Source organism: Paenibacillus tundrae (genome assembly GCF_030812775.1).
Lineage (GTDB): Bacteria > Bacillota > Bacilli > Paenibacillales > Paenibacillaceae > Paenibacillus > Paenibacillus tundrae_A.
In genome coordinates this window covers 256,013-282,425 of sequence record NZ_JAUSTI010000001.1, presented here as the reverse complement: position 1 = coordinate 282,425, position 26,413 = coordinate 256,013, and the positions used below count along the sequence as shown (strand labels likewise).

The following is a 26,413-nucleotide window of genomic DNA, read 5'->3' as shown; positions in this document are numbered from 1 at the left end:
TTAATTCCCCCCGGCAATGCGCTCCGCCGCAATTGAAAGCAACTGGCGTGCCACGTCTTCCTTGGCCATTACCTGAAGCTCTTCTACCAAACCCTCACGGTCATAAATATTCACCGCATTGGTATCTGTTCCAAATCCTACACCTGCACGGGTGACATCATTGGCTACGATCAGATCACAGTTTTTCCGTTCCAGTTTTTCTCGTGCATACCGTTCAATATCATTCGTCTCTGCTGCAAAACCGATCAAAAATTGATGGGTCTTCTGCTTCCCTAATGTTTCGAGAATATCTATATTTTTAATAAGTTCAAGCGATAATGTATCGCCTGTTTTCTTCATCTTTTCCTTATAAACTTCCTTAGGGCGATAATCAGCCACAGCCGCTGCCTTCACTACAATATCTGCTTCATCCCATTGGCTTAGGACAGCATCATACATTTCATCAGCAGACTGCACCCGAATCACCTGTACATTCGCGGGTGGACTGACCTGTGTATTGCCCATGATAAGTGTAACTTCAGCTCCAAGCTCCTGGGCAATGCCTGCAATTGCAAAGCCCATCTTGCCAGAAGAGTCATTTGTAATATAGCGAACAGGATCAATACGTTCAATGGTTCCTCCCGCTGTAACAACGACTTTTTTTCCTGTTAATAGCTGTGCTTCTGGAGCCGTTTGCGTGGTCGTTTGGTTGGTGGCTGGTGCCGAAACATAGGATATCTGTCCAACATTGTTACTACATGCTTTATTCGCGAAAAATTGTTCAACCACATCAACGATTGTGTCTGGCTCTTCCAGCCTTCCTTTGCCCACATAACCGCAAGCTAATTGTCCTTCACTTGGCTCGATCATTAACGTTCCTCGCTGGACTAATAGGTTCATATTATGTTGCACAGCCGGGTGATCATACATATGAACATTCATAGCCGGTGCAATCATGACTGGAGCCGTGGTAGCTAGGAGCGTGGTGGATAACATATCATCTGCCATACCATGTGCCATCTTCGCAATCACATTAGCCGTGGCTGGAGCCACCAATACGAGATCGGCGAGATCAGCCAAATGAATGTGCGAAACAACCGATGGTTCACGCTCATCAAATGTATCACTATATACAACATTACGCGTCAACGTTTGCAGCGTTAGCTCTGTAATAAACTGTTTGGCAGAATCCGTCATGATGACATGAACATCCGCCCCTCTTTGCACAAGTCTACTGCATAGTGTTGCTGCTTTGTAAGCAGCAATGCCTCCTGTGACTCCAAGCACGATCTTTTTGCCGTTCAACATGTTATTTCCCCCAGTCTATGCGACATATAAACGATGAATAGGAATCTATCTTGTCATCCCTTTAGTTCGTTATGAGAAGAATTCAATAGAGAAAAAAATAACAACCTCGCGGTTGTCAAATAAATCCGGCTTACGCCGTATGCAGTTGAAGAGCAGCCGCTGACGGCTTACTCTTCCTCTTCTTCGTCCTGTCCTTTGATGACAACGAGCAAGTCACCATAAATCTCTTCAAGCGCAACGCCAACCTGTTTATTGGATTTTGCATTTCTCAGATCGGATTTTTCGCCTTCACGAAGTTGTCTAGCCCGGCGAGAAGCAGCAACAACAAGAGAATACTTGCTGTCGACTTTGTTCATCATTTCATCAATAGAAGGATACAGCATAGTTACAAAACACCTCTTCACATTAGTATAATCACCCTTCACCGCCAGACTGAACTTCAAGAAGCTGTTCAAATCGATCATTTTCACGGTAATGAAAACACGATTAATTTGAACATGCACCTACACAGTCCAGTCTGTATCCGTCATCCACACGAACACGTTCTTTATCTGTATATCCTATGACTGTAGTCGTGTGGAATATCGCATGTTGCTGCGGTAAAAGAGATTATTTATTGATCTTACAATGTTCGGCGATAATGATGCTTTCTATTCGTTTACACGCCAAATCAATTTCATCATTAACAACTGCGTAATCATACTGCTCCAATAAGCTGATCTCATCTACAGCAACGGACATCCGGTGGTCAATTGTTGCCTGACTTTCGGTACCGCGGCCTTGAATGCGATCTTTAAGCTCGTCCAAAGAAGGAGGGAGTAGAAACACAAAGATCCCATCCGGGAACTTTTCTTTTACTTTTAACGCACCTTGGACTTCAATCTCAAGAATGATGTCGCGGCCTTCGTTAATTGTTTTCTCCACAAAATCACGTGGAGTTCCATAATAGTTGCCAACATATTCTGCATGTTCCAGCAGTTGATCTTCAGCAATCATACTAAGAAACTCATCATGCGAATGGAAGAAGTAGTTAACTCCATGTTCTTCACCCAGACGAGGCTGGCGGGTTGTTGCCGATACGGAATAAGTCAAATTCGGCACCCGTTTGCGCAGCGCGCTGCATACTGTACCCTTCCCGACCCCAGATGGGCCGGACAACACTATCAGTAATCCCTTAGACATATTACACTCCATTTTATTCGTCGTTATCATCATCTTTCGAAGAAAGACGATGGGCAACCGTTTCTGGCTGTACCGCAGACAGAATGACATGATCACTATCCGTAATAATTACGGCACGAGTACGTCTTCCATACGTTGCATCAATCAGCATATGACGGTCTCTTGCCTCTTGTATAATTCTCTTGATCGGCGCCGATTCCGGGCTTACGATCGATATAATCCGGTTCGCCGATACGATGTTACCGAATCCAATGTTAATGAGTTTGATTGCCATAATCAGGTTCTTCCCCCTATACATGCGACTCTTCTGCCGAAATATGACCGTTCATTCGATATTCGCTGCTTGCTCACGAATTTTCTCCAGTTCCGCCTTCATCTCGACAACACGGTTCACTAGAGCCAAATGGTTGGCTTTTGATCCAATCGTGTTAACTTCACGATTCATCTCTTGAATAAGAAAGTCCAGCTTGCGTCCCACAGGTTCATCACTCTTCAGCAGTTCCCTGCTCTGTCCAAAGTGACTGAGTAAACGCGTAAGCTCTTCTTCTATGTTAGAACGATCGGCAAACACAGCAATTTCCATACCCAATTTATGCTCATCAAAAGGGAAAGAGCCTTCTTCCTGCATTTCCGTAAGCCTTTGTCTTAGCTTGTTGCGGTAATCACTTACCACAGTAGGTGCAAGAGTAAGCATCTCGGTATGCAGTGACTCCAGACGACTTATTCGTCGTTCCAGGTCACTGGCCAGATGAAGACCCTCGCGAGCGCGCATCTGTTCCAGACCGGACAGAGCTTCTTCAAGTCCCTCCCGCAGAACACGTTCCCATTCGTCCTTCTGTTCTTCCGTCAGAAGATTAACCCCTTCTGAATGAACCATGACATCTGGCAACGAAAGTATGTCCATAATGGTCGGTTTGCCCTGCATCCCATACCGGGTCTCCAACTGCTCTGCAGCCTGCAGATAGGCTCTAACCGCCTGCTCATTGAGCACGGCAGGAAGAGCCTGGTCTTCATCTTTTTCTTTCATTACATAAACATCAATCCGCCCACGTTTCAAACGGCCCTGTACGATTTTCCTCAATCCGTCTTCATAACATGTCCACTCTTTTGGTAGACGCATCATCACTTCACAATAACGATGATTGACCGATTTGATTTCCAACTGTACCTTATAGCCGCCAAAATGAAAAGCGGATTGACCGTATCCGGTCATACTGAATGACATCGGCATCACATCCGTTACACTATTGTAATTGATTATTAGGGTTGAAACAAGTAGGACATTGGTGCTCTGACTTCTCCCACACATATTGCGTAAGTTCCGCCGTCATGTTGTAGAACATAAATGGCGTCATTAGATAGATGCCTTTAAAATACGTGGTGGCTACATCCAATAGTTCCTTGGCGATTTTCACGCCCATCGCGCGGCCTTCTTCGCCTTCCAGACCAGCCATGCGTGAACGCACCTCATCCGACAGCTGAATTCCCGGCACCTCGTTATGGAGATATTCCGCATTTCGTCCACTTGCGAGCGGCATTACGCCAACAAAAATAGGGATTTCCAGATGTTTGGTTGCTTCATGCATTGCGGCAATTAATTGTGGATCGTAAATCGGCTGGGTCATGATGTAATCGGCGCCGGAGGCAATCTTTTTCTCCAATCGTTGAACGGCTTTGTCCAAATGTTTCACGTTTGGATTGAATGCAGCTCCAATAACGAATCCTGCTTTTTGCTTGAGCGGTTTACCCGAGAAGGCTACACCATCGTTCAGTTGCTTAATCATCCGAATAATTTCGAAGGAAGTTAGGTCATATACCGAGCTTGAACCCGGGAGGTCACCGAAACGGGCTGGATCTCCGGTTACGGCGAGCACATGATTAATTCCAAGCGCATCAAAGCCCATCATGTGGGATTGCGTACCAATGAGATTACGATCCCGGCATGCGATATGCACAAGTGGGCGCAGTCCCGTGCGATCTTGAACGAGATGTCCCAGAGCCATATTACTCATCCGGGTAACAGCAAGCGAGTTGTCAGCGAGTGTTAATGCGTCAGCTCCTGCTGCTTTTAGAACCTCGGCACCTTTCATGAATTTGGCGATATCCAGATCACGTGGTGGGTCAAGTTCAACGATAACCGTATGGCGCTCTTTCACTAGATCAACAATTGTAGGTTGTCCTCCACGACCAGCACGTTCATCCACATGTTCATGTAGGACAATGCGTGGTTTGGGATCTGTTAGGTCAGGCTGGACAATCGGAGCAGCTTGATAGTCGGCCAAGGCTCCAGCCATAGCAGCGATATGATCAGGCGTTGTTCCGCAGCAACCGCCGATAATCCGAGCACCCAAGTCGGCAAACTGTACTGCTGTCTGACCGAAGTACTCCGGAGTTGCACCATAACGGAATTCACCATCTACGTAATCTGCGGCTCCCGCATTAGGATAGACGGACATTGGAATACCAATCCGCCCAGATACCGTTTCCATCGCACGCATAATACCGTTAGGACCTGTGCGACAGTTGAAGCCAATCACATCGGCACCTTGTTCACGCATAATTCGGAACGCCTCAGGCATTGTATATCCATCCAGTGTATGACCAACATGCTCCACCGCAAATTGTCCAATTACGGGCAGGTCACTCAGCTTACGAGTCTGCAGAAGGGCAATGTCCATCTCCTCGATATCATAGAAGGTTTCAAGGAGAATGCCGTCTACTCCTTCGTCAAGAAGTGCAAAAATCTGTTGCTCATAAAAGCGTTTCAGTTCGCTTGTAGATACATTCGTGCGTTTCCCCCCGCGAATTGAACCTACAGCACCAAGCACATAACCTTGACTACCTGCCACTTCCTTGGCGATACGCACACCAGCCCGGTTCACATTCTCAACCTTAGACTCCAGGCCAAACTTGGATAACTTATCATAATTGGCAGAGTATGTGTTCGTCTCGAATATTTCAGTCCCTGCATCTCGATAACGACGATGTACATCAGCCACCACTTCAGGTGAAATTAAATTCAACTCTTCATATGAAATGCCTACCGGGAATCCCATTTGATAAAGAAATGTTCCCATCGCCCCGTCTCCCACGAGAACCCGCTCCTGCATTACGCTCCGTAAATCCGCCTTCATCCCATTTCCCCCCGCCTGGCTGTGATCAATTTCATACTAATGTAACACAAAAAACGCTAAAAAACGAAGGAAAACACAGGTTTTTTCCCGGAATTATGATGATATATGTTCTGTTCTGTCTGTTCTCATGGAATGTATGGCTGAACATATATACCCGAATTCTATTTCTGCAATACAAAAAGAGAGGCGCACAGGCCTCTCTTGGCTTAAATCTCCATTTTATGAGGTGATCCCTTTGAACACAACTTCCGCAGGTCCCGTCATATAAACGTGGTTATCTGTTTCATTCCACTCAATGTGCAAATCTCCACCTTTGAGGCTAACGACAGCAGTACGGTCGGTGTGTCCGTTCAGAACGGACGATACGAGTGTTGCACAGGCTCCTGTTCCACATGCCAGCGTTGGCCCCGCTCCACGTTCCCATACACGCATATCTACATAACCGCGGTCACGAACAGTGGCGAATTCCACATTCATTTTTTTCGGAAACATCGGATGTACTTCTAGCAGTGGCCCCCATGTTGAGAGGTCAAAATTCACAGCATCTTCTACATAAATAACAGCGTGCGGGTTCCCCATGGATACAGCGGTGAACTTAAATTGTTGACCATTCGCTTCAATGGAATGATTAACCACAGGATTTGCATCCACTGTCGTTGGAACCTTAAGCCCGTCCAAAATCGGCTCACCCATATCCACACGAACCGTCTCTACCTTACCATCACGAATGTTAAGGTTAACCGGTTGTACGCCTGCACCAATCGTCTCTATCGTAATATTCTCGCCGGATACATGACCGTGATCATACACATATTTTGCGACACACCGAATGGCATTACCACATTGCTCGGCCTCGGAACCGTCTGAATTCATAATGCGCATCTGGAAATCTGCTTTCTCGGAAGGCAGTATATAGACGAGCCCATCCGCACCAATGCCGAAAAATCGGTTACACCATTTCACAGCCAATTCTGGCGCGTCTGCGGGAAGCTTCTCTTCTCCAAATACAACGATAAAGTCGTTGCCTAGTCCATGCATTTTCGTAAATTCCATATGATCTTCCCACTCCTTTTGGCAGTATGCTGCCAAAGCATTTATTCATATCAAGTTGTATGTTTCGAAAAGTCAGGCTCTCATAACTGGAGGAGGAGATGAAGCTCCACTTCCAAAAAAAAGCTATCCTGCAAAATGCCGAAGACGTTCTCTTCGAGCAATTTGAGGATAGCATAACGAAAATGCGAAGTAAAAGGTATTGATTTTATGCAGAAAACTTTGTACTTTTCGGAACGAAACGGCCTGGCCCCATACGGCGACGGTTGCGGCGGCCTCCCCACACACTGCCTGCTCCCATAAGGAACGTAGGAATTCCAGCAGCAACGATACAGATCGCCCATTCACGCAAGCCGAGTGGTACAGTTTTGAAGATCGGTTGCAACGGCTCTACGTACATCACAATCAGCATCAGCACGACAGATGAAATGACGGCAAGAACCAAATATTTGTTTTGAAGCGGATTCCGATGAAAAATAGAACGTGAACTCCGGCAGTCAAACACATGGATCAGTTGAGCCAGAACCAATGTCGCAAAAGCCACAGACTGCGCCTTGATCAATTGACCCGGATGATCTGGAGCGGCCTGTAATGTGAGCCAGAAGGCTCCCAGCGTACATAAACCGATCAGCACACCACGACTTATAATTTTCCAGCCCAATCTACGGGCAAAAATATTTTCCTTCGCACCACGTGGCTTGTGCTCCATGAGATCTTTCTCTGGCTGATCCACGCCCAGCGCCATAGCTGGAAGACCATCCGTCACGAGATTGACCCATAAAATCTGGATCGGTACGAGTGGCAAAGGCAAACCCATCATCATTGCGAAGAACATGGTCAATATCTCACCCACATTGGAGGCAAGTAAGTAACGAATAAATTTACGAATGTTCTCATAGATGTTACGCCCTTCTTCAATAGCAGCTACAATAGTTGAGAAGTTATCGTCACTCAAAATCAGGGCAGATGCTTCTTTCGTTACATCAGTGCCGGTAATCCCCATCGCAATCCCGATGTCTGCCGCTTTGATGGCCGGAGCGTCATTAACGCCATCCCCCGTCATCGCAACGACATGTCCTTTCCTTTGTAGCGATTTGACTATTCGTAATTTATGCTCAGGAGACACCCTGGAGAAGACATAAATCCCCTCAACGTGTTTATCCAGTTCTTCATCCGCCATGCCCGCTAACTGAAGTCCACTTAATGACTTTCCTCCTCGCGGAAGAATGCCGAGTTGTTGTGCAATGGCTTCAGCGGTTGTGCCATGGTCACCCGTGATCATCACCGTTCGTATACCTGCTCTGCGGCAGGTTGCAATAGCATCCCTAACTTCACGGCGCGGTGGATCAATCATGCCTGCTAAGCCTACAAACACAAGCTGGCTCTCCGCAGCGTTCTCATCTTCGACTCTTTCTTCTGGTCGTACATCACGATAAGCCATCCCAAGCACCCGAAGTGCTGATGCAGCCATATTTTCGTTTGCAGCCATGACCTTCTGGCGTAAGGTTCCTGTGAAGGGGACTACTTTACCCTCCCATAAAATGTAGTTACATTGCCCAATCAGGACATCAGGAGCACCCTTGGTGTAGATCATTCGTCCTCCCTGATGATGAACAAGGACAGACATACGCTTTCGATCAGAATCGAATGGGAACTCTTGCTGACGTGCGTATAATTCTTTGAGCCCGTTAGGTGTTAGTCCCATTTTGGAAGCCAGCGCAACTAGTGCGCCCTCTGTCGGGTCACCTTTCAGTTCCCAAACCACATCTTGGTCGGAATCTTTCTTCGAATCTTTGCCTTTTTTCTTATTCCGAAGCTCTTCTCCTCTATTCTCAACAATACTTGCGTTATTACAAAGAGCACTGATCTGCAATAGGCGTCGCAACGTCTGGTCACTCTTCAGATCAACAGGACGTCCATTCTCAAGCATTTGTCCTTCTGGCGAATACCCGTCCCCGGTTACCTTCATTCCACGGCCTTCTAACCAGACATCTGTTACCGTCATTTTGTTTTGGGTGAGTGTCCCTGTCTTATCTGAACATATGACTGATGCGCAGCCTAACGTTTCGACAGATGGCAATTTCCGCACGATGGCTTTTCGCTTGATCATACGCTGCACACCTAACGCCAGAGCGATGGTAACAATCGCGGGCAATCCTTCTGGAATTGCGGCAACCGCAAGACTGACCCCAGCGAGAAACATGCCTACAGCTGGTTGTCCATGAAGAATACCTGCAACGACAACCATGACAGTGAGTCCAAGAGCGACAAAAATCAAAATTTTCCCCAATTGTTCAAGCCTGTGCTGTAGTGGTGTTTCCTGTTCATCGGTATTTTGGATCAGATCAGCGATTTTGCCCATCTCGGTATCCATACCCGTACGAATAACAACACCGCGTGCCGTTCCGCGTGTTACCATCGTTCCCATGAATCCGATGTTCTTCTGATCTCCCAGCGGCACATCATCAGCGGCAATAGGCATACAATGCTTGCTTACAGGTACGGATTCACCAGTCAGAGCGGATTCTTCCACATCCAGGCTGTTCGTTTCCAGCCAGCGCACATCGGCAGGAATACGATCCCCACTTTCAACGAGTACAATATCACCAGGTACAAGCAGTTTAGCCGCAACCTGAATCTCTTGTCCTGATCGAAGTACTTTGGCGGCAGGAGCTGATAATTGCTTCAAGGCACGAAGAGATCGCTCCGCCCGAAATTCCTGTACAAACCCCAAAATAGCGTTGAGTACAATAATGGCTACAATCGTTACCGCGTCCAGATACTCCCCGAGCAGTCCGGATACCAGCGTCGCTCCCATCAACACCAGTACCATAAAATCTTTAAACTGATTCAGCAATAATGTGATTGGAGATATACGTTTTCCTTCGCTCAGTTCGTTTGAACCGGCAACTTTCCTCTTCTCTGTTACAGCTTCGTCCGTTAATCCCTCCTGCGGGCTAACGCCAAGAGTATTACGCAGCTCTTCATCACTTAGCTGATGCCACTTGGTATGTTCCATGCTCCTTGGTTCCCTCCCAGTCTGTATTTCATCTGCAAAACTAGCTCACATGCATCACCGGCTTGCTGGTCGACAGGCTGTACACTACGCCGGACAAACTACCTAATCTATATGTATTCGGACAGGGCCTTGATTAGCACACGGAAGGTGAATCCTTTCCCTAAGGGGCATAATAGGCTAAAATAAAAGTCTGTGAATATCTGTGTAATTGAGTTCAGCGTCTCCATAGGTAAATAACAGAACAGTTACAACCGCACTATCTTTTGTATACATAGCCCGGTTGATCGTTTGAGCTTAAAAAGTTGTTCAAAAACTGGACTTTTTGAACACGCACATATAGATGTAGCGTCTAGCATGAAGCCAGACGCTCAATAGAGAGGAAGTGGAGAAAATGGCACTCGACGGCATTGTAACCCGAGCCATTGTTCATGAACTGCAAGGTTGTATCGGTGGACGTATTAGTAAAATCCATCAGCCTAATGGTCATGATGTCGTGCTCACCCTGCGTGCTCAGCGTGGAAACAGTAAACTGCTTGTATCAGCAAGTCCAACCTATCCCCGCGTGCATTATACAGAAAAGACATTCCTGAATCCCACGGAAGCACCGATGTTCTGTATGTTGCTTCGTAAACATTGTGAAGGGGCAATTATAGAGAACATTCGTCAGATCGGCATGGAGCGTATCATCCATATCGATGTGCGGCAGCGCGACGAATTGGGAGATGTTTCAGTAAAACGCATCATCATTGAACTTATGGGAAGGCACAGTAATATTATTTTGCTTGATCCCATTACGGAAACTATTCTAGACGGTATTCACCATGTCACTCCGTCCATCAGCAGTTACCGGGTGGTCATGCCTGGTTTCTCGTATACTGCGCCGCCCGAACAACATAAGAGCAATCCGCTTGAAATAAGCAAACCCGAGTTCGAGAATAGCTACACCACTGCCGAAGAGGATGCTTCACGCTGGCTCGTGAATGCGTTTAGCGGTCTAAGTCCGCTAATTGCAAGTGAGATTACTGCTCGAGCCGTTGCTGCTGATAGCGAAAAGCTAACTTCTACCGAGGGTGAGGGCCGCATCGAGGCGGAAGCGCTATGGAGTGCTTTTGAATCCGTAATGGGACTCGTGAAGGACCATGTCTACACCCCTGTCACTGGCATGAACGCCAAGGGCAAAATGATCTTCTCTGCCATCCAGCTTCAGAGCATTCAAGATGGCGAGAAAACGTATGACACGATCAGCAGATGTATGGAAGATTACTACGGAGATAAAGCGGAGCGGGATACCGTGAAGCAAAGAGTAAGTGACTTGCTCCGCTTCCTGCAAAACGAACGAAGTAAAAATATCAAAAAGTTGGATAACCTGAATAAGGATTTACTAGAAGCGGATGATGCGGACAAGTTCAGATTGTGGGGAGAGCTTCTATTTGCCTCGCTGCACCAGGTTAACAAAGGCGACAAAACAGCTCAGCTTGTTAATTTCTATGATGAAGATCAAGCAACCATTACGATCCAGCTTGACCCGTTACTTACGCCGTCCGATAACGCTCAACGTTATTTCAAGCGGTATAACAAGTACAAGAACAGTCTAGCTGTCATTCATGATCAGCTTGGTAAAACGAAGGACGAGATCGCTTATCTCGACAACCTGCTGCAACAGCTATCCATCGCATCCATGAACGACATTGAAGAAATTCGAGATGAGCTTGTGCAACAGGGATACCTTCGTGACCGTAACAAAAAGGGCAAAAAGAAAAAGAAAAATGATCGTCCTACTGTACATCAGTTCACCTCCTCAGAGGGGATTGATATTCTTGTAGGTAAGAACAATTTGCAGAATGAATATGTGACGAACCGCCTTGCATCCGCTAATGATACGTGGCTGCATACCAAAGACATCCCGGGATCACATGTTGTCATCCGCAGCACCGATTTTGGCGAAGCTACATTGGAAGAAGCCGCACAGCTTGCAGCCTATTTCAGTCAAGCCAAAGAGTCCAGCAGCGTACCTGTGGATTATACGTTTATCCGCCATGTTCGTAAACCAAGCGGTGCCAAACCTGGTTTTGTCATCTATGATCACCAGAAAACCTTGTTTGTTACACCCAATGAGGAACTGATCAAGAGTCTGCCTTCCACCATCAAAAATGGATAAATCATTTCTCGCCCTATAGAAGTATAAATAAAAACAAGTAATCCCCTGACCATCGCATGGTTAGGGGATTTTTATAATTATTGAACCGACTACTCATTTCGGAAAGAGAAATCATTTCTACGTTGTGCTTAGGCTCTCTAATCAAACCAAAACCAACGATCAAGACTCCCTATTGCGCCTCGCTGCTGTTTGCAGGTTCTGCAACACGTCAACTGCTACCGACTTGCTGCCAAGATCCCCATGGAATACCACGCCTTGCCTCTCACCGTGATAATCTGACCCTCCGGTCTGAATCAAGCCAAATTCAAGGGCAATGTCAGCATACTTACGCTCCTCTGCCAAATCATGATCCGAGTGGAACACCTCAATGCCGTCAGGTTTCGAGTTCTGAATGATCTCTCGAACAAGCTCGTCATTCCCATACAAACCAGGATGTGCTATAACAGCAGCTCCGCCTGCCTCCCGAATCCATCGGCACGCCTCCTCTGGAGCCACCCGGGGAACTGACACAAATCCCGGCTTTCCTTCTGCTAGATAACGATCAAATGCATCTCGCATATCCGTCGCATATCCTTTACTTACTAGTACATCAGCCATATGTGGTCTGCCAATGCTCTCATCCGGCTCCAGTGGACGTCCGAGTCCTTCAATTACTTCCTGCCAGTTAATCGCGAGTCCCAGCTCTTGCAGCTTGGCAATAATCCGATGGTTGCGCTCCTCACGGGCTTCCCTTAAGTTTCGCAAGCGCTCCAGAAACGTCTTATCCTCAATATTTACATAATAGCCAAGCACGTGGATGTCTTTTCCACCCGCACGAGTACTAATTTCAACGCCAGCAACTACCTCAATCCCCAGTTCTTCACCTACACGTAATGCTTCAGCAACACCCGCCACCGTATCATGATCCGTAAGGGCCATTGCCGCTAAACCTTTTTGTTTAGCAAGCTCCACATTAGCGGCGGGTGACTGCATCCCGTCAGAAGCTTGGCTATGTGTATGAAGATCGCAACGTCCGTTAGGCTGATTCATCTAGAACGACTCCCTTCGATATGGCTTGAATTATTGTTGTAACTCGACCTGCTCCTGCTCCCGCAAATAGTTCAGAAAAGCTACCGCTGATAAGGGTAGTAACGAAGATTTGAGATGAATCGCATAGAATTGACGTTTGAATTCCAGCCCACGAATATCGACGATATGAACCAGACCAAGCGCAATTTCGTGTTGAACAGATGACGGTGATAACATCGTTATGCCCACACCAGCCTCAACGGCTGATTTTACCGCACCTGTACTGCCGAGCTCCATGACTACGTTCATATCCTGAGGGTCTATTTTTCTTTTTTGCAGCTGATCCTCCATCACTTGCCTAGTCCCCGAACCCTTCTCCCGCAACACAAATGGATATGACATCACTTCTTCCAGCTCTACCTCACCCCGCTGTGCAAGGGCATGACCCGCTGGAACGATTAGCTTCAGCTCATCCCGCATAACAGGCTCTACAATCATATCTGGATGATGAATAGGTGCTTCAATCAAGCCAAAGTTTAGCTGGTGCTTCAGAATCTCATCCATAATTTGTGTTGTATTCATGACTTTCATCACGATTGAAATATCGGGATATTGACGAGCAAAAGGTCCCAGCATTCGAGGTAACACATACTCTCCAATCGTCAAGCTAGCCCCGAGCTGTAATCTCCCCTGGAGCTTTTGTGTGAATGCAGACATCGCTTCATCTGTGTGTCTAACCAGTTCAACACTTCGTTTCGCATGAGGGAGCAATGTCATTCCCGCCTCAGATAATTCTATTTTTTTGGTGGAACGATGCAGTAGTTTGGTGCCAAAGTAATCCTCCAGCGACTGAATCTGCATCGTCACCGCAGGTTGAGTCATATGTAACGCCTGAGCAGCCGCAGAGAAGCTTCCCTTTTCGGCAACCGTATAGAAAATGTGTAATTGATGGAAATTCATATCTTCGCCCCTCTTCTGTACACTACCCTCATTGTATCCGATTTCGCGAATTCCAACAAAAAAAGCATGCAGCTTGTCTGCATGCCATGTAGCCTGAATCTATCATTTAAGAACATGTGAGATCTCCCGATATCACTTATGCTTGCGACTGTTCTTGACTAGAGTCATCCGTCTTGAATGTCTCAGCCACGAATAATACGATTTCAAATCACGTAGCTCAATGGTCTCTGACATACGACCCAGAAACGTAACCACAATCATTTTGTGAAGTGGATTGCCAGCAATATCATATTCCCCTTCAAGTTCGGAAAATTCAGCAACAACAACCAGATCTTCATCAATGAGGTATACATCCTGCTCATTACGGTAGTATGGTGTAATACGATCCTGCTTCAGACACTCCCATAACCATGCCGCAATATGGTCATCATCATTACGTGTCGGCTCTATGCGATCTGCATACCGCATCTTGGCATGATGGGTAATGACGATGTCTGCCACTTTTTTGTCTCCAAGAGCTACGAAAAACGGCTCGTAGGTGCTCCAACGTTGCATCACCTTATCACGCATGGGAATCACTCTCCACCAGATAGGACTTTCTATCTATTTATTACCAAATATATTACAACATAAGTCCCGTAAGCTCAAGGTATATGTTAAGATTTTTTCACAAGACATGTCCGATGCTAATTGAATAAAAGAGCGACTCCGAGGAGTCACTCTATATACTTGATGCACCATGAATCATAGATAATCGTTTGTTTTGCGATCATACTTTGATATTTAGATGCCGTAATAACTTGTCTTGTCCATCGTTTTACTGGCGTACTCCGTTTTGATCTCGTTCCGATAGGAACGTTCAATTTTGCGCACATAGGAAAGTCGTTTCACATTTTTCATCGTATCCTCAGCACGTTCTGCATTAACATACATCACAACATAATGCATACGACGGGAGATGTAATGAACAGTGCCATACTTTTCTAAATTACGAGCCGCTTTCAAATCACTTACCCAAATAATGAATCCTGTCCTTTCCGCAAACATCTTCTTCCCCCGCCTTTCGATCATGGAGACCGGATGCTCCCGCAGTCCGGCCTAATGGATTAAATCAAACGTCACTTTAACCGCAGCTGCACTTCCCGCCGCTTCCGCAACCACCTTTGGGATTCGGATCATTACTTGGAACTTTAATTGTAGTAGACACAGCATAAGCAATCGTCTCTGACATCTGATGTAGCATGTCGTCCAGGGCTTTCTCAGCCTGCTTGAAACGCGCCACTGCCTCAAAACCCTCTAATTCTAGTTCCAACGCTGTAACCTGATCTTTGGCTGCATGGAAGTCTGGATGAAAATGTCCAAAGCGCTGTGTTTCCTCGAATAGCTCTTTCTTGGCATTCAGCTTGCGTATACCGGCTTGAATCTCCGGGTTCGTCTCAACTTGCTGTTTCCAATATAAATAATCCGATACTTCGGCAGATTGGTTAATCATGTCGCCTAATTCATATGCGCCCGTTAACACTTGGGCCATATCGACCGTGTTCAATTCCGCTACGCTCATGAAATTCATCCTATCTATATATAAAGTTCTACGTAAGGTAGATTACATTATCATAGCATATCCCCGATTAGTTAAGAAGCGTTTTTCCTGCAAATAGAAAACAAGGTAACGCAGAGGGTTAAGTTGATCAAGGTCTATTGATATAATCTATCTCACTCTTGCCCCATACTAGGCGTCACTTCATTCATGCTCAGGAACAATTAACCGTATGCTGCCCCAGTCTCTTGGAGAGAGCACCTGTCGCTCAGAGACATTCTCTCCGTTACTGAATGTCACCCAACCCGATAATATCCATTCACCGTGACCCTCAATCCGATCCGGTATGATATAGACTATATCTTCATTTCGTTTCAGCTCTAGCTTTGTCTGCCATTCAATCGCCTTGGAGGCTATTTGCCGAGCCGTTGATAGGTGGTACTTCCTCCATTCTCTGTGCCACATTTCTGGAATATCCTTATAACCAGGCCATAGGTTATCTCGTTCTGTGATCACGTATGGTTCATCTTCTTCCTCGTAAGTTTTATCTACTGTGTGTATGATTCCCTGGCTTCGTACATTTAGATTGTCGGCTGATTCATCACCCTGATGTGCCACTTCTAGAGTGAAGTCACTTGAGTTACGTGGTTTAGCTAAATGTTCTTCCGACACTCGTCCCCAGTGTTGCAGAGCCAAGTGTACATGTTCTGGAATGCCAGTCATCGCATGATTATTCAGGAAAAGAACGATCTGATCTAGCGTAAAGCCAATCCTTACTGATTTCATTACCGATTCTTTTGTGAGCCGGTAAATACTCATTCGATCACGAGTCACAAGATCAGCACATAGCCCCAGTCTCCAGCGGATATGCGGGGGTGCTTCGGGGGGAAGTAAAATCTCAAAATCCGGCTGTATAAACAGTCCCGATTTCTCTTCTTCTAACCTTTTATCCTGTAGTGGATGAGCCGAGTAGCATAAATCGGCCGGTGGAACTAACCAACGATAGACCACTTCACCTGTATCATCGTGACCTACTTCGCCGAACCCCAAGCCTACAAGAGCTCGTAGCCAGCTTTGAACAACATGTAGAGACGTTAAATTCTTTGGATTGGAATTCTCACATCTTAATAAATCTTGTTCTTCGACCTGTAGCTCGTCCCTCCATGGAAGCAAAGGTCTGATAGGAAACCACTCATTCATTGCGGGTGCAAGTATGAGCAATCGAGATCGAAAATGCTGAGCATAGGGTTCGGACGTTCCGTAACGCTCTGCGCAAATGTTATAAATTTCACAATACATAGACGACCAAGATCGATTAATCCAGGCTTGCAACTGTTCATTGGATACGAACACGTGTTTATCACTCTTTTCAAGCAACCCTAAATGCAAAAGCAAATCCAGTACGATGGCGATATGAACAGGATATACCTCTGGATCATCATAACGAATATGCAGTGCTTGAAAATGACTCTCATGCAACGCAGTTATGTTACATAATTGTCGAATCGATTTTTTATGTATTGTACCTTTACTGGTTAATGGCAAGCCCTCATGAATGATCCATGCCATAAGATGAAGAAGCTCAGCAGCAATATCCACTTCGGGCTCATAAAGCACCTGTATGTGATCCTTTGTTATCATTTCAGATCGTTCAACTTGCTGCGCATCCACTGACCCATCATGTGTATTTCCAGCCCCAACTTTAATGGCAAAAGCTTCAGTCAATTGGGGAAGCAGGACATTAGGAATATAGTACAGATGCTCCCCCCAGGTTTTGCGAGTCGTTTTGATCCAACCCTTCTGCCTAAGACCGATTAGAGCCACCCTGGCCTCGGCACCACTCAATCCCTCCGTTACCCACACTGCGGAAGAAAACTTCGGAGAGAAAAAGGCTCCAGCATGCTGCCGAAAAAGGGTACTTAGTACGATTTGCTCCGCACCTGATAGGAGCTTTGTACTCCATTGCATTTGTTGTGTGTTATGATTCCGCATTGGTTAGTGCACTCCTTTCACGAACAATCGCATATTCATAACCCTGCTCCACCAAAAACATCTGCCGCCGCAATGCAAACTCTTGTTCTTTGCTATCCTCAGATACAAGCGCATAAAAATAAGCTTGATTATCCCCTGGCTTAGGTCTTAAAATTCGTCCCAAACGTTGTGCTTCTTCTTGCCTTGAACCGTAACTACCCGATATTTCCAAGGCAACAGCCGCATCAGGCAGATCAACAGCGAAGTTCGCTACCTTAGAGACAACAATCGTTTGAATCTCGCCGCGCCGGAATGCAGCAAACCATTTCACTCGTTCTTGTTGTGACATTGCACCAGATACGAGAGGAGCGTCAATTTCCCGGGCAATGGTCTCCAGTTGATCTAAATACTGTCCAATGACAAGTGCAGGAAGACCTTGATGATGATCTAAAAGCCTTCTAATTACATCTAATTTAGCCGGATTCTCAGCGGCTAGGCGAAACTTATGCTTCCCTTCTGCCTCCAGATAGGTCAATTTGAGTTCAGGAGGTAACGGAATCCGTATTTCCTGACATTTCACATCTGCAATCCAGCCCTGCTGTTCTAGCTCCTTCCAAGGCATGTCGTACAATTTAGGACCAATCAGCGAAAAAACATCTTGCTCACAGCCATCTTCTCGAACCAATGTTGCCGTCAATCCCAATCTTCGAGTAGCTTGAATATCCGCTGTCGCTCGGAATACAGGTGCTGGAAGCAGATGAACCTCGTCATAGATGATCAATCCCCATTTCCGTTCACTAAGCAGTTTGATATGGGTAAAATCAGCATCCTTGGACTTTCGATGAGTTAGAATCTGATACGTTGCCACAGTGATTGGCCTCACCTGCTTTTTCTGACCTGAGTATTCGCCGATGAGTTCTCCAGTAATCGTTGTCTTGCGCTGTAATTCTTCAATCCATTGTCGTACCGATGTTGTATTCGAGGTCAAAATAAGACATTCACATTGAAGTCGTTCTAATACCCCCATACCAATAACCGTTTTGCCTGCCCCGCAAGGTAATACCAGCAACCCACTTCCACCCATCCCTTCGCTACCCTCGAATGCTTCTATCGCTCTTTGCTGATAGGAACGCAGCTCAAACGCATCATCGTTGTCTGTCTTCTTCCAGTCAAAATGAAGCTGTGTTCCTTGACGATAGCCTGCATAATCAAGAACCGGATAGCCTAGGCGAGTGAGTTCCTGCTTCAACAACCCACGTTGTTCTCCTCGCACGATGAATTCCTCAGGTGCAGCACGTTCCATTCGAAAGGCCGCAACTGTTTTCAACATGGATATTTCATTCAACAGCTGCTCATGGTCTCCAACTAGACGCATATTCTCCTGATCATGATCCCAGTACAGCCTCAGCCTGCCATACTGTTCAACGATTCTCCGAATATCTTGTATCAACGCTGAAGGCACAGTCCAACGCGAAATAGACTCCAAGCTATGGATAATGCGATCAGCATTCCAACCAATGGCCGCCGCATTCCACAGCGATAAAGAAGTCATCCGATACGTATGGAAGCCTGCCGGAGTTTTAATGAGTTCAGCGTACATGCCGATCTGTGATCTAGCTTGTTCAAATTGGGGATGACCTACCTCAAGTAATAGAGTAAAATCCCGTTGGACAATACAGGCACCTGAGATTTCCATTACACACGCCTCCTAACTGCTGGTCTGTTCATTGCTGGATGGGTATCACACGCATGACAAAAAGCCCAGTCCCGGTAAGCTCCGAAAATGAACCTTATGAACCTACTACCGATCTAGCGCTCAAATAAAAAAAGAGCATCCTTTGTTTAAGGATGCCCAATGAGTTGGTTAATCATTCTATATGTGCGTGTTCAAAAAGGACGGTGGACTTTTTAACAACTTCTATAATTCAGCCGTATAGCCTGTCGCCATAGCAATAAACAGCTTAACTGCATGCTGCATCGCATCTTCATCAAAGTCAAACTTCGGATGATGGTGCGGATAGATTGCGCCTTTATCTGGATTGCCGGCACCAACAAACATAAAGCATCCAGGAATTTTTTGTAAATAATAAGCAAAATCCTCTGCAGGCATGATCATTGGTGAAGCTTGTACATTTTGTGCGCCAAATACATGCACCGCTTCTTGGAAGAATCGTTCTGTTTCCCGCTCATCATTAACAACTGGCGGGTAACCCATAATATATTTGATATCCGTCTTAGCTCCATAGGCTGCACCCGTCTGAGCCACCATGATGTGAATGCGTTCTTTCATCCCCGATCGGGTCTCTTCATCAAACGTTCTGACCGTGCCACTCATTTTACAGGATTCCGCAATAACGTTCTGTGCAGCTCCAGCTTGCATGGTACCAATCGTCAGCACCGCCGGACGCAATGGATCGACGGAACGACTAACTACCGTCTGTAATTGCATCACCAGTGCTGAACCTGCCACCAAGCTGTCCACAGTCGACTGCGGCATCCCGCCATGACCACCTTTGCCTGTGATCTCAATATAGAAATCATCTGCAGCAGCCATCATTGATCCCGCCGTACTCGCTGCAACACCTACAGGGAGAGGTGTCCACAGATGAATTCCATAGATGACATCTACGCCATCAAGCCCACCGTCGGCAATGACGTGAACTGCTCCGCCAGGCAGTAACTCTTCTGCTGGTTGGAACAGAAAACGAATCTCTCCTTTAATTGCAGCCCTATTACGACTGAAATACAATGCTGTTCCTAGCAGAATCGAAACGTGTCCATCATGACCACATGCGTGCATGGCTCCATCTTTTCTAGATGCATATTCTACATCCTTCTCGTCTTGGATAGGCAAAGCGTCCATATCAGCTCGAAGCATGACCACAGGGCCTGGCTGATCTCCACGGATCGTACCAATAACTCCATGCCCCCCCACATGACGCTTCACTTCCACGCCAAAGCTTTCCAGCATATCTGCTACAAAAGATGAGGTCTTCTCCTCATGAAAGGAAACTTCAGGATTGCGATGAAGATGACGGCGCCACTCCACCATATGGATTTGCAGATCATCCCACCATATATTATTTGTCATATTTCCTCATCCTTTCGCTCTCGATCGGTACTTTCATCAAGCCCGAACCTCTCACTTCAAACCTATTGCAGTATATTGTAGCAGAATTGGAAGAAAACCGATATGAACAAGCCCTTGAAAGCTTGCACGGGAAGGGGAAACATACTATCATAAACTAGAGAAACAACGAGAAATTATACTCGGAAGCTTATGAGGAGGATCAAACGCTTATGATATTTGAGAATACAGGCTTAGATGGCTTGAAAAGCGACTTGGCATACCTGGATGAGAGCGCCGAGAAAGTCGGATTTGTCCGGTGGCAATGGGAGTATTACCGTGCTACATATGACTACAAAATTGAAGATGAACTTACTAAATCGGAATACTTTGTACGTATTAATACCCGTGTTGTGGATGGCAAGCTTGAAAAACCAGATTCTGTTCTTTCTGTAGAAGCAGTCTATCTAGGAAAAGCTACTTTCCCGCATGGTCTGGATTATGATACTACCGTTCCACAGCCAGTCGTGAAGCTGGCCGCTCAAAAATTACAGCAGCTCAAAGAACTGCTGGAAGCTTAGGTTGGGCTGAGCGATGAAACAACAAACAGCCCAAACGAAAACGAAGAGAGGCACGCCGGATTTCCAACTGCTAATCCTCACTTTATTGTTGGTGGGCTTTGGACTGGTGATGGTATTCAGCTCCAGTTCCAGCATTGCAATTGCAAGCGAACGCTTTAACAATGATCCCCTGTTCTTCACGAAAAAACAACTTATGTGGGCTATCATTGGTGTAGTTGGTATGTTTTTTGCTATGAATATTCGTTTTACGAAGTACAAAAAGCTGTATGCACCCTTTTTTCTCTTCACGACGGTTATGCTGCTGCTTGTTCTTATAGCCGGTAGGAATATTAACGGTGCTCGCAGTTGGATTGGAGTTTTTGGTTTTAGTGTTCAACCAGCCGAATTCGCCAAAATCGCCATTATTTTGTATCTCGCTGCGCTAATCACCAAGAAAGGCGAACGCTTTAGAGATCTTAAAACTGGTTATTTTCCTGTCCTTATCATTGTAGGCTTCATTGCCGGACTCATTATGCTGCAGCCTGACTTTGGTACCTGCTTCATTCTGGTCTCCACGTGTGGTTTGGTGATCTATGCAGGGGGTGCGAGCATGAAGCACATTATGGGTTCTATTATGCTCGTTGTGCTAGGAGGGGCGCTGGCTTTTGGAGCCAACGCCTTGTTCTCCTCCATGTCTACTCCAGATAATACAATAACCGAAGCAAAAACGAACTATAAAATCGGACGGATTCAGGCATTCCTTGACCCGCTCTCTGACCCTACCGATGGAAGCCTTAACCTCTATCGCTCCCTTGTAGCGATTGGAGATGGCGGGATTACAGGTTCAGGTATTGGACAAGGTACAATTAAACTACATTACCTGCCGAATGCGTATAATGACTTTATATTCTCCGTCATCGGTGAAGAGCTTGGGTTCCTAGGAAGCACCTTGTTTCTACTCGTCTATCTCTACTTTATATGGCGAGGCATCATCGTCTCTCTCCGCTGTCCCGATCCTTTCGGTACATTGGTCGGCATCGGAATCATGGGACTCATCGCCATCCAAGCCTTTATTAATATCGGCGGCGTTACTCAGACTATACCTGTCACAGGTGTCACGCTGCCGTTTATCAGCTATGGAGGCACGTCACTCTTCGTCATGATGGTCGCTATGGGCATCTTGCTTAGTATTTCCCGCACCAATAATCAAGACGTAATCAAGGAAGAGAGAACAAAGTCCGTAACCGTACAGACTCGAACCTCTCCTGCCCTTCGTTCAAGAGAATCCATTCGCCGCATTAGATAATCATAGAACGTAAAAAAAGACTTCCCATCCATCATGGATAGGAAGTCTTTTTTGGATGAGTTTCACTCCGTGAGCGCACGCTCTACGAATGAACCCTCTACGCTGGAAGCCGATCAGCTTATACGTCGTCGCCTTTGAAAGATACACCTTCTACCTTTACATTAACTTCGACAACTCGTAATCCCGTCATGGTCTCTACCGCTTCTCTCACATTCTGCTGAAGCATGCGGGAAACTTCATGAATCGGTGTCTCGTACAGGACGATGATGCGCAGATCAATGGCTGTTTCCAGCTGGCCGACCTCAACGCCCACGCCTTTCTGTACGTTTTTACCGCTGAGACGCTTGGCCCAGCCCTCTGACAATCCTCCAGACATTGCGGCAATCCCGGGTGTCTCAAGCGCAGCCATTCCGGCAATTTTCGCCACCACGTCGTCAGCAATCCGGATGTTACCGCCATCTAGTTGAAGTTGTTCTGCCATGCCACATCCTCCTTCACTTCGTTAATCGTATTTTAAATCCTTTCCACCCCAAAAAGCAAATTAAACTCAAAAAGTTGCGTTTACAACCTACTATGATTTGGTTATATTGAAATATGAAAATAATCTCATAATCATTTCGTCACCTTTTCACAAGATTTGGCATGATTCGAATGATTATGATGACCAACATGTGATCACGTGTTGCCAACCAAATAATATGTAACCGAGGTGTGTGTGTGTGAGAAACCGGATTTCATCCATTCTGCTGATTGTTACTTTTGCACTCAGCGCGATTGCCCACTACATGAAATGGGATTCGATTCTACAGTTTGTGATTTCAGCCATTTCGGTTATTTTTGTCGCTGGTTTTTTAGGCAAAGCTACTGAAAATGTTGCCCACTATGCCGGACAGCGGCTGGGTGGGTTTTTGAATGCCACCTTCGGCAATGCGGCCGAGCTGATTATTGCGATCTTCCTCGTTAAAGAAGGATTGTTCGACATGGTCAAAGCCAGTCTGACGGGCTCCATTATCGGAAACCTGTTACTTGTTTTAGGACTGAGCATTTTCGCAGGTGGACTCAAGTTCAAAATCCAGAATTACAACGTTTCGCTTGCAGGTCTGAACGGCTCCTTGATGATTGTAGCTATCATCGCTTTATTCATTCCCGCCGTGTTCCTTAACACTCATTCTATCACTCAACAAGACACAAATACACTCAGTCTTATTGTTGCGGGACTGTTGATTGTGGCCTACATTGCTTGGTTGCTGTTCTCTATGGTCACACATAAGAAGTATCTTGCCGATGTCACGGTAGACGAGGATGAAGAACTTCCGCATGAACATGCACCTGAATGGTCGAAGAAGAAATCGATCCTTTATCTCGTACTGGCAACGGTTATGGTGGCCTTTGTCAGTGAGTGGCTAGTTGGCACACTTGAAGTCTTTACAGAGCGGTTTGGACTGAGTGAGCTATTTGTCGGTGCGTTCCTTGTTGCCATCATTGGTAATGCAGCGGAACACAGTGCAGCCATTATGTTAGCGATGAAAAACAAAATCGGTGCCGCAGTAGAGATTGCGGTCGGCAGTAGCTTGCAAATTGCATTATTTGTTGCACCTGTGCTGATTTTTGTCAGCTACTTCACAGGCAGAACAATGGATATTGTATTTACCACCATTGAACTTGTCGCGATCGGTGTTTCCGTGTTTATTGCGAAGTCGATCACACAGGATGGTTCAACGAACTGGTATGAGGGCTTGCTGTTACTTGTGGTCTATATCATCCTTGGGGTGTCATTCTTTCTGGTGTAAAACAACCGAAACACCATAAGATGCTCAGATTACATGTATAAAATAAAGACATAACAAAGGTAGCTAGGTGATGTTTTCACCCCGGCTACCCTTTTTTACATCCACTCACCCTGAAGCTCCATTTCGCTCTCAGGCTGCGGTTAGTTAACTACCCTTGGCATCAAACTGAGCAACGGATTACGTGCTACGTGCTGGAACTGCACACATTAGCGAGAAGAAATTCAAAAAGAGCACACAAAAAAAGCATGCAATAACCTGCATGCCTTCTATTCTGACCCGCGCATATGCAGGCTATTGCTCATTCTTTTTGTTCAAGGCTTCATATAGAATCGCCAGATTCCGCTCAAGCGCGCTAACCATCTGCTTACCAGCACCTTCTGGAAGGAGACCTGCACGAACAGCAAAATCAACTTCTTTGGAGAACCCATACATCTGTGTATCCAATACTTCCTCATAGAGAGGGCAGTAGCGGGTAGCCAGATTCTCCATCTGTACTTCAATAAGCTTCTGTATTTTATCTGCATCTTCTTGAAGAAGACTGATCGCTTTCAAATTCAGCTGGTCCTGCAGATCAGATGAAGTCATGCATTTTTCCCCCCTATGTCCCAAAAATCGCGTAAAGCCGTTCTATCTCTAATATTAGACGAAATCATTAGGTAATACAAGAACCTGACCAAAATATCCGAACAAAGTGAGTGCGTTCGGGAGTGCTTATTTCAGATACAGCGCAAGGGCTTTTCGTGTGATTCAACTCAGCATACAAAAGAAGCACCTTCGCCACCACTGGCGAAGGTGCTTCTCATAAGTCTTACTCCGATGCGATCTTTACATTCAGTCCATGCTTAGCAAACACATCAGACATGGCTGCTTTGGCCTCATCGGCATCTGGACCATGAACATGCAATTCATAGCTATGAGTGCTGATCAGTGTTGTAAACAATCCCAAGATACTTTTCACATCGATATACTTGTTGTCTGAATGAAGCACGATTGAAGAAGTAAACTTGCCTGCTGTTTGAGCAATTTCCACTACAGCCGCGTTATTACTCGACATAGGAATCCCTCCGTCTTTTCACTTTTGGTATCATCTATTAATTACCACTACATGATACCGTGAATCCGCTTTCCTAGCAACAGCAAAATACTGATGCTATTTCAAACGGTCTGGATTCAGGCATTCCAGCTCAGGAATAACGAAAATACCGTCTTTACGGATCAGTACATCGTCAAAATAAATCTCTCCACCGCCGTAATCTGGACGTTGAATCAATACCAGATCCCAGTGAATGGATGAGCGGTTTCCATTATCTGTTTCTTCATATGCCTGTCCTGGTGTGAAATGCAAGCTACCCGCAATTTTTTCATCAAACAAGATATCTTTCATAGGGTGAAGAATGTACGGATTGAATCCAATGGCGAATTCACCAATATGACGTGCACCATCATCCGAATCCAAAATATCATTCAGGCGCTCCGTATCATTGCTTGTCGCCTCAACAATTTTGCCGTCTTTGAACGTGAACTTAATATTCTCAAACGTAACACCATTATACAGTGTTGCCGCGTTATAGCTGATCGTCCCATTAACGGAATCCCGTACAGGAGCACTATACACTTCTCCGTCTGGAATATTTTTTTGACCAGAGCACTTCACAGCACCGATATCCTTGATGGAGAAGCTGAGGTCTGTTCCAGGGCCTGTAATCCGAACTTTATCTGTACGGTTCATTAGGTTAGCCAGTGCATCTTGTGCTTTATCCATTTTGGCATAATCAAGGTTACATACATCGAAGTAGAAGTCTTCAAATGCCTCTGTACTCGTGTTCGCGAGTTGTGCCATACTTGCATTCGGGTAGCGCAATACAACCCATTTGGTGTGCTTCACGCGCTGCTCGCTATGTACAGGATGAGAATACAATGAATTATACATTTTCATCTTCTCTTCAGGTACATCGGACAGATCGTTGACGTTCTCGCCCGCACGAATCCCGATGTAACAATCCATTTGCTTCATCCGGTTCAGATCAATCTCTGCCCATGTTTTCATCATTTCTTCCGTTGCATTCTTGAGCATTGCACGTTGTACCGTTCTGTCAGTCAACTGCACAAATACGTTACCGCCCTTTTTCCCTACTTCCTCAACCACAGCGTTGATTAAGTCACGCTCACTTCCGATCATCTCGACCAGAACGTTCTCGCCTGGTTGTACATCTACAGAGTAACCGACCAAGTTAGCGGCAAGCTTCTGAATTCTTGGATCTTTCATCTTGTATAATCCTCCTGTCATGTGTCATTCATAATTGAACAACGGTAAATTACGATACTATTGTAGCACGCTACCGTGATCCCGTCAGCAATCAACCCGTAACTAGGGCGTGTCTTAT

24 protein-coding genes are annotated in these 26,413 nt (G+C 45.9%); 4 read left to right on the top strand and 20 right to left on the bottom strand.

Going from position 1 to position 26,413, the window contains the following annotated elements:
* The 8 genes from coaBC to J2T19_RS01430 form a co-directional block, all read right to left on the bottom strand.
* Entirely contained in the window at nt 1-1,287 is a 1,287-nt protein-coding gene (coaBC, locus tag J2T19_RS01465; protein WP_307212319.1) for a bifunctional phosphopantothenoylcysteine decarboxylase/phosphopantothenate--cysteine ligase CoaBC, read from the bottom strand.
* Between the two features lie 167 nt (nt 1,288-1,454).
* Nucleotides 1,455-1,670 (bottom strand): DNA-directed RNA polymerase subunit omega, encoded by a 216-nt coding sequence (gene rpoZ, locus J2T19_RS01460; RefSeq protein ID WP_056696365.1) that lies wholly within the window; start codon nt 1,668-1,670, stop codon nt 1,455-1,457.
* 226 nt (nt 1,671-1,896) lie between these two features.
* Entirely contained in the window at nt 1,897-2,469 is a 573-nt protein-coding gene (gene gmk / locus J2T19_RS01455; RefSeq protein ID WP_307212317.1) for a guanylate kinase, read from the bottom strand.
* Between the two features lie 13 nt (nt 2,470-2,482).
* Nucleotides 2,483-2,743 (bottom strand): extracellular matrix/biofilm regulator RemA, encoded by a 261-nt coding sequence (remA, locus tag J2T19_RS01450; protein WP_006209218.1) that lies wholly within the window; start codon nt 2,741-2,743, stop codon nt 2,483-2,485.
* Between the two features lie 51 nt (nt 2,744-2,794).
* Nucleotides 2,795-3,694: a YicC/YloC family endoribonuclease gene (locus J2T19_RS01445; RefSeq protein WP_307212314.1), complete on the bottom strand. Its 900-nt coding sequence runs from the start codon at nt 3,692-3,694 to the stop codon at nt 2,795-2,797.
* A 19-nt stretch (nt 3,695-3,713) separates the two neighbouring features.
* A complete protein-coding gene (locus J2T19_RS01440) occupies nt 3,714-5,603 on the bottom strand; it encodes a bifunctional homocysteine S-methyltransferase/methylenetetrahydrofolate reductase (RefSeq protein ID WP_307212309.1) in 1,890 nt (629 codons plus the stop codon).
* A gap of 219 nt (nt 5,604-5,822) precedes the next feature.
* Nucleotides 5,823-6,656, bottom strand: a complete 834-nt coding sequence (dapF, locus tag J2T19_RS01435) for a diaminopimelate epimerase (protein ID WP_307212307.1) — start codon at nt 6,654-6,656, stop codon at nt 5,823-5,825.
* A 205-nt stretch (nt 6,657-6,861) separates the two neighbouring features.
* Nucleotides 6,862-9,672 (bottom strand): calcium-translocating P-type ATPase, SERCA-type, encoded by a 2,811-nt coding sequence (locus tag J2T19_RS01430; RefSeq protein ID WP_307212303.1) that lies wholly within the window; start codon nt 9,670-9,672, stop codon nt 6,862-6,864.
* 391 nt (nt 9,673-10,063) lie between these two features.
* On the opposite strand from J2T19_RS01430, the gene J2T19_RS01425 reads away from it, so the two are divergent.
* Nucleotides 10,064-11,830: an Rqc2 family fibronectin-binding protein gene (locus tag J2T19_RS01425; RefSeq protein ID WP_307212299.1), complete on the top strand. Its 1,767-nt coding sequence runs from the start codon at nt 10,064-10,066 to the stop codon at nt 11,828-11,830.
* Between the two features lie 159 nt (nt 11,831-11,989).
* Here J2T19_RS01425 and J2T19_RS01420 read toward each other — a convergent pair whose 3' ends face one another.
* From J2T19_RS01420 to J2T19_RS01385, 8 genes are all read right to left on the bottom strand, one after another.
* Entirely contained in the window at nt 11,990-12,859 is an 870-nt protein-coding gene (locus J2T19_RS01420) for a PHP domain-containing protein (protein ID WP_307212296.1), read from the bottom strand.
* 30 nt (nt 12,860-12,889) lie between these two features.
* Nucleotides 12,890-13,798 carry a selenium metabolism-associated LysR family transcriptional regulator gene (locus J2T19_RS01415; RefSeq protein ID WP_128102720.1) on the bottom strand — a complete coding sequence of 303 codons (909 nt, stop codon included), beginning with the start codon at nt 13,796-13,798 and terminating at the stop codon, nt 12,890-12,892.
* 132 nt (nt 13,799-13,930) lie between these two features.
* Entirely contained in the window at nt 13,931-14,368 is a 438-nt protein-coding gene (locus J2T19_RS01410) for a hypothetical protein (protein WP_056696348.1), read from the bottom strand.
* A gap of 213 nt (nt 14,369-14,581) precedes the next feature.
* On the bottom strand, nt 14,582-14,845 hold the full coding sequence (locus tag J2T19_RS01405; protein ID WP_056696929.1) for a YlbG family protein: 264 nt from the start codon (nt 14,843-14,845) through the stop codon (nt 14,582-14,584).
* 76 nt (nt 14,846-14,921) lie between these two features.
* Nucleotides 14,922-15,359: a YlbF/YmcA family competence regulator gene (locus tag J2T19_RS01400; protein ID WP_145045462.1), complete on the bottom strand. Its 438-nt coding sequence runs from the start codon at nt 15,357-15,359 to the stop codon at nt 14,922-14,924.
* A 180-nt stretch (nt 15,360-15,539) separates the two neighbouring features.
* Nucleotides 15,540-17,327, bottom strand: coding sequence for a helicase-associated domain-containing protein (locus tag J2T19_RS01395; protein ID WP_307212289.1), 1,788 nt, complete (start codon nt 17,325-17,327; stop codon nt 15,540-15,542).
* Nucleotides 17,314-19,002 carry a DNA repair helicase XPB gene (locus tag J2T19_RS01390; protein WP_307212286.1) on the bottom strand — a complete coding sequence of 563 codons (1,689 nt, stop codon included), beginning with the start codon at nt 19,000-19,002 and terminating at the stop codon, nt 17,314-17,316. Before J2T19_RS01390 ends, J2T19_RS01395 begins: the two co-directional genes overlap by 14 nt.
* 222 nt (nt 19,003-19,224) lie before the next feature.
* Complete coding sequence (locus J2T19_RS01385; protein WP_307212283.1) at nt 19,225-20,397, bottom strand: amidohydrolase; 1,173 nt, start codon at nt 20,395-20,397, stop codon at nt 19,225-19,227.
* A gap of 209 nt (nt 20,398-20,606) precedes the next feature.
* Between J2T19_RS01385 and J2T19_RS01380 the strand changes: the two genes are divergently transcribed.
* Nucleotides 20,607-20,954: a YugN family protein gene (locus J2T19_RS01380; RefSeq protein WP_056696340.1), complete on the top strand. Its 348-nt coding sequence runs from the start codon at nt 20,607-20,609 to the stop codon at nt 20,952-20,954.
* A 13-nt stretch (nt 20,955-20,967) separates the two neighbouring features.
* Nucleotides 20,968-22,239, top strand: coding sequence for a putative lipid II flippase FtsW (ftsW, locus tag J2T19_RS01375; protein WP_307212277.1), 1,272 nt, complete (start codon nt 20,968-20,970; stop codon nt 22,237-22,239).
* Between the two features lie 118 nt (nt 22,240-22,357).
* Here the strand turns inward: ftsW and J2T19_RS01370 are convergent, their stop codons facing one another.
* Entirely contained in the window at nt 22,358-22,720 is a 363-nt protein-coding gene (locus J2T19_RS01370; protein WP_056696336.1) for an Asp23/Gls24 family envelope stress response protein, read from the bottom strand.
* Between the two features lie 238 nt (nt 22,721-22,958).
* Between J2T19_RS01370 and cax the strand changes: the two genes are divergently transcribed.
* On the top strand, nt 22,959-24,029 hold the full coding sequence (gene cax, locus J2T19_RS01365; RefSeq protein WP_056696334.1) for a calcium/proton exchanger: 1,071 nt from the start codon (nt 22,959-22,961) through the stop codon (nt 24,027-24,029).
* Nucleotides 24,030-24,320: 291 nt separating this feature from the next.
* Here the strand turns inward: cax and J2T19_RS01360 are convergent, their stop codons facing one another.
* The 3 genes from J2T19_RS01360 to J2T19_RS01350 all read right to left on the bottom strand — a co-directional run bounded on the left by J2T19_RS01360 (nt 24,321) and on the right by J2T19_RS01350 (nt 26,295).
* Nucleotides 24,321-24,614 carry an Fpa/YlaN family protein gene (locus J2T19_RS01360; protein WP_056696331.1) on the bottom strand — a complete coding sequence of 98 codons (294 nt, stop codon included), beginning with the start codon at nt 24,612-24,614 and terminating at the stop codon, nt 24,321-24,323.
* Between the two features lie 223 nt (nt 24,615-24,837).
* Nucleotides 24,838-25,083, bottom strand: a complete 246-nt coding sequence (locus tag J2T19_RS01355) for an HPr family phosphocarrier protein (protein ID WP_145045472.1) — start codon at nt 25,081-25,083, stop codon at nt 24,838-24,840.
* A gap of 96 nt (nt 25,084-25,179) precedes the next feature.
* A complete protein-coding gene (locus J2T19_RS01350; protein WP_145045474.1) occupies nt 25,180-26,295 on the bottom strand; it encodes an aminopeptidase in 1,116 nt (371 codons plus the stop codon).
* Between the last annotated feature and the right edge of the window lie 118 nt (nt 26,296-26,413).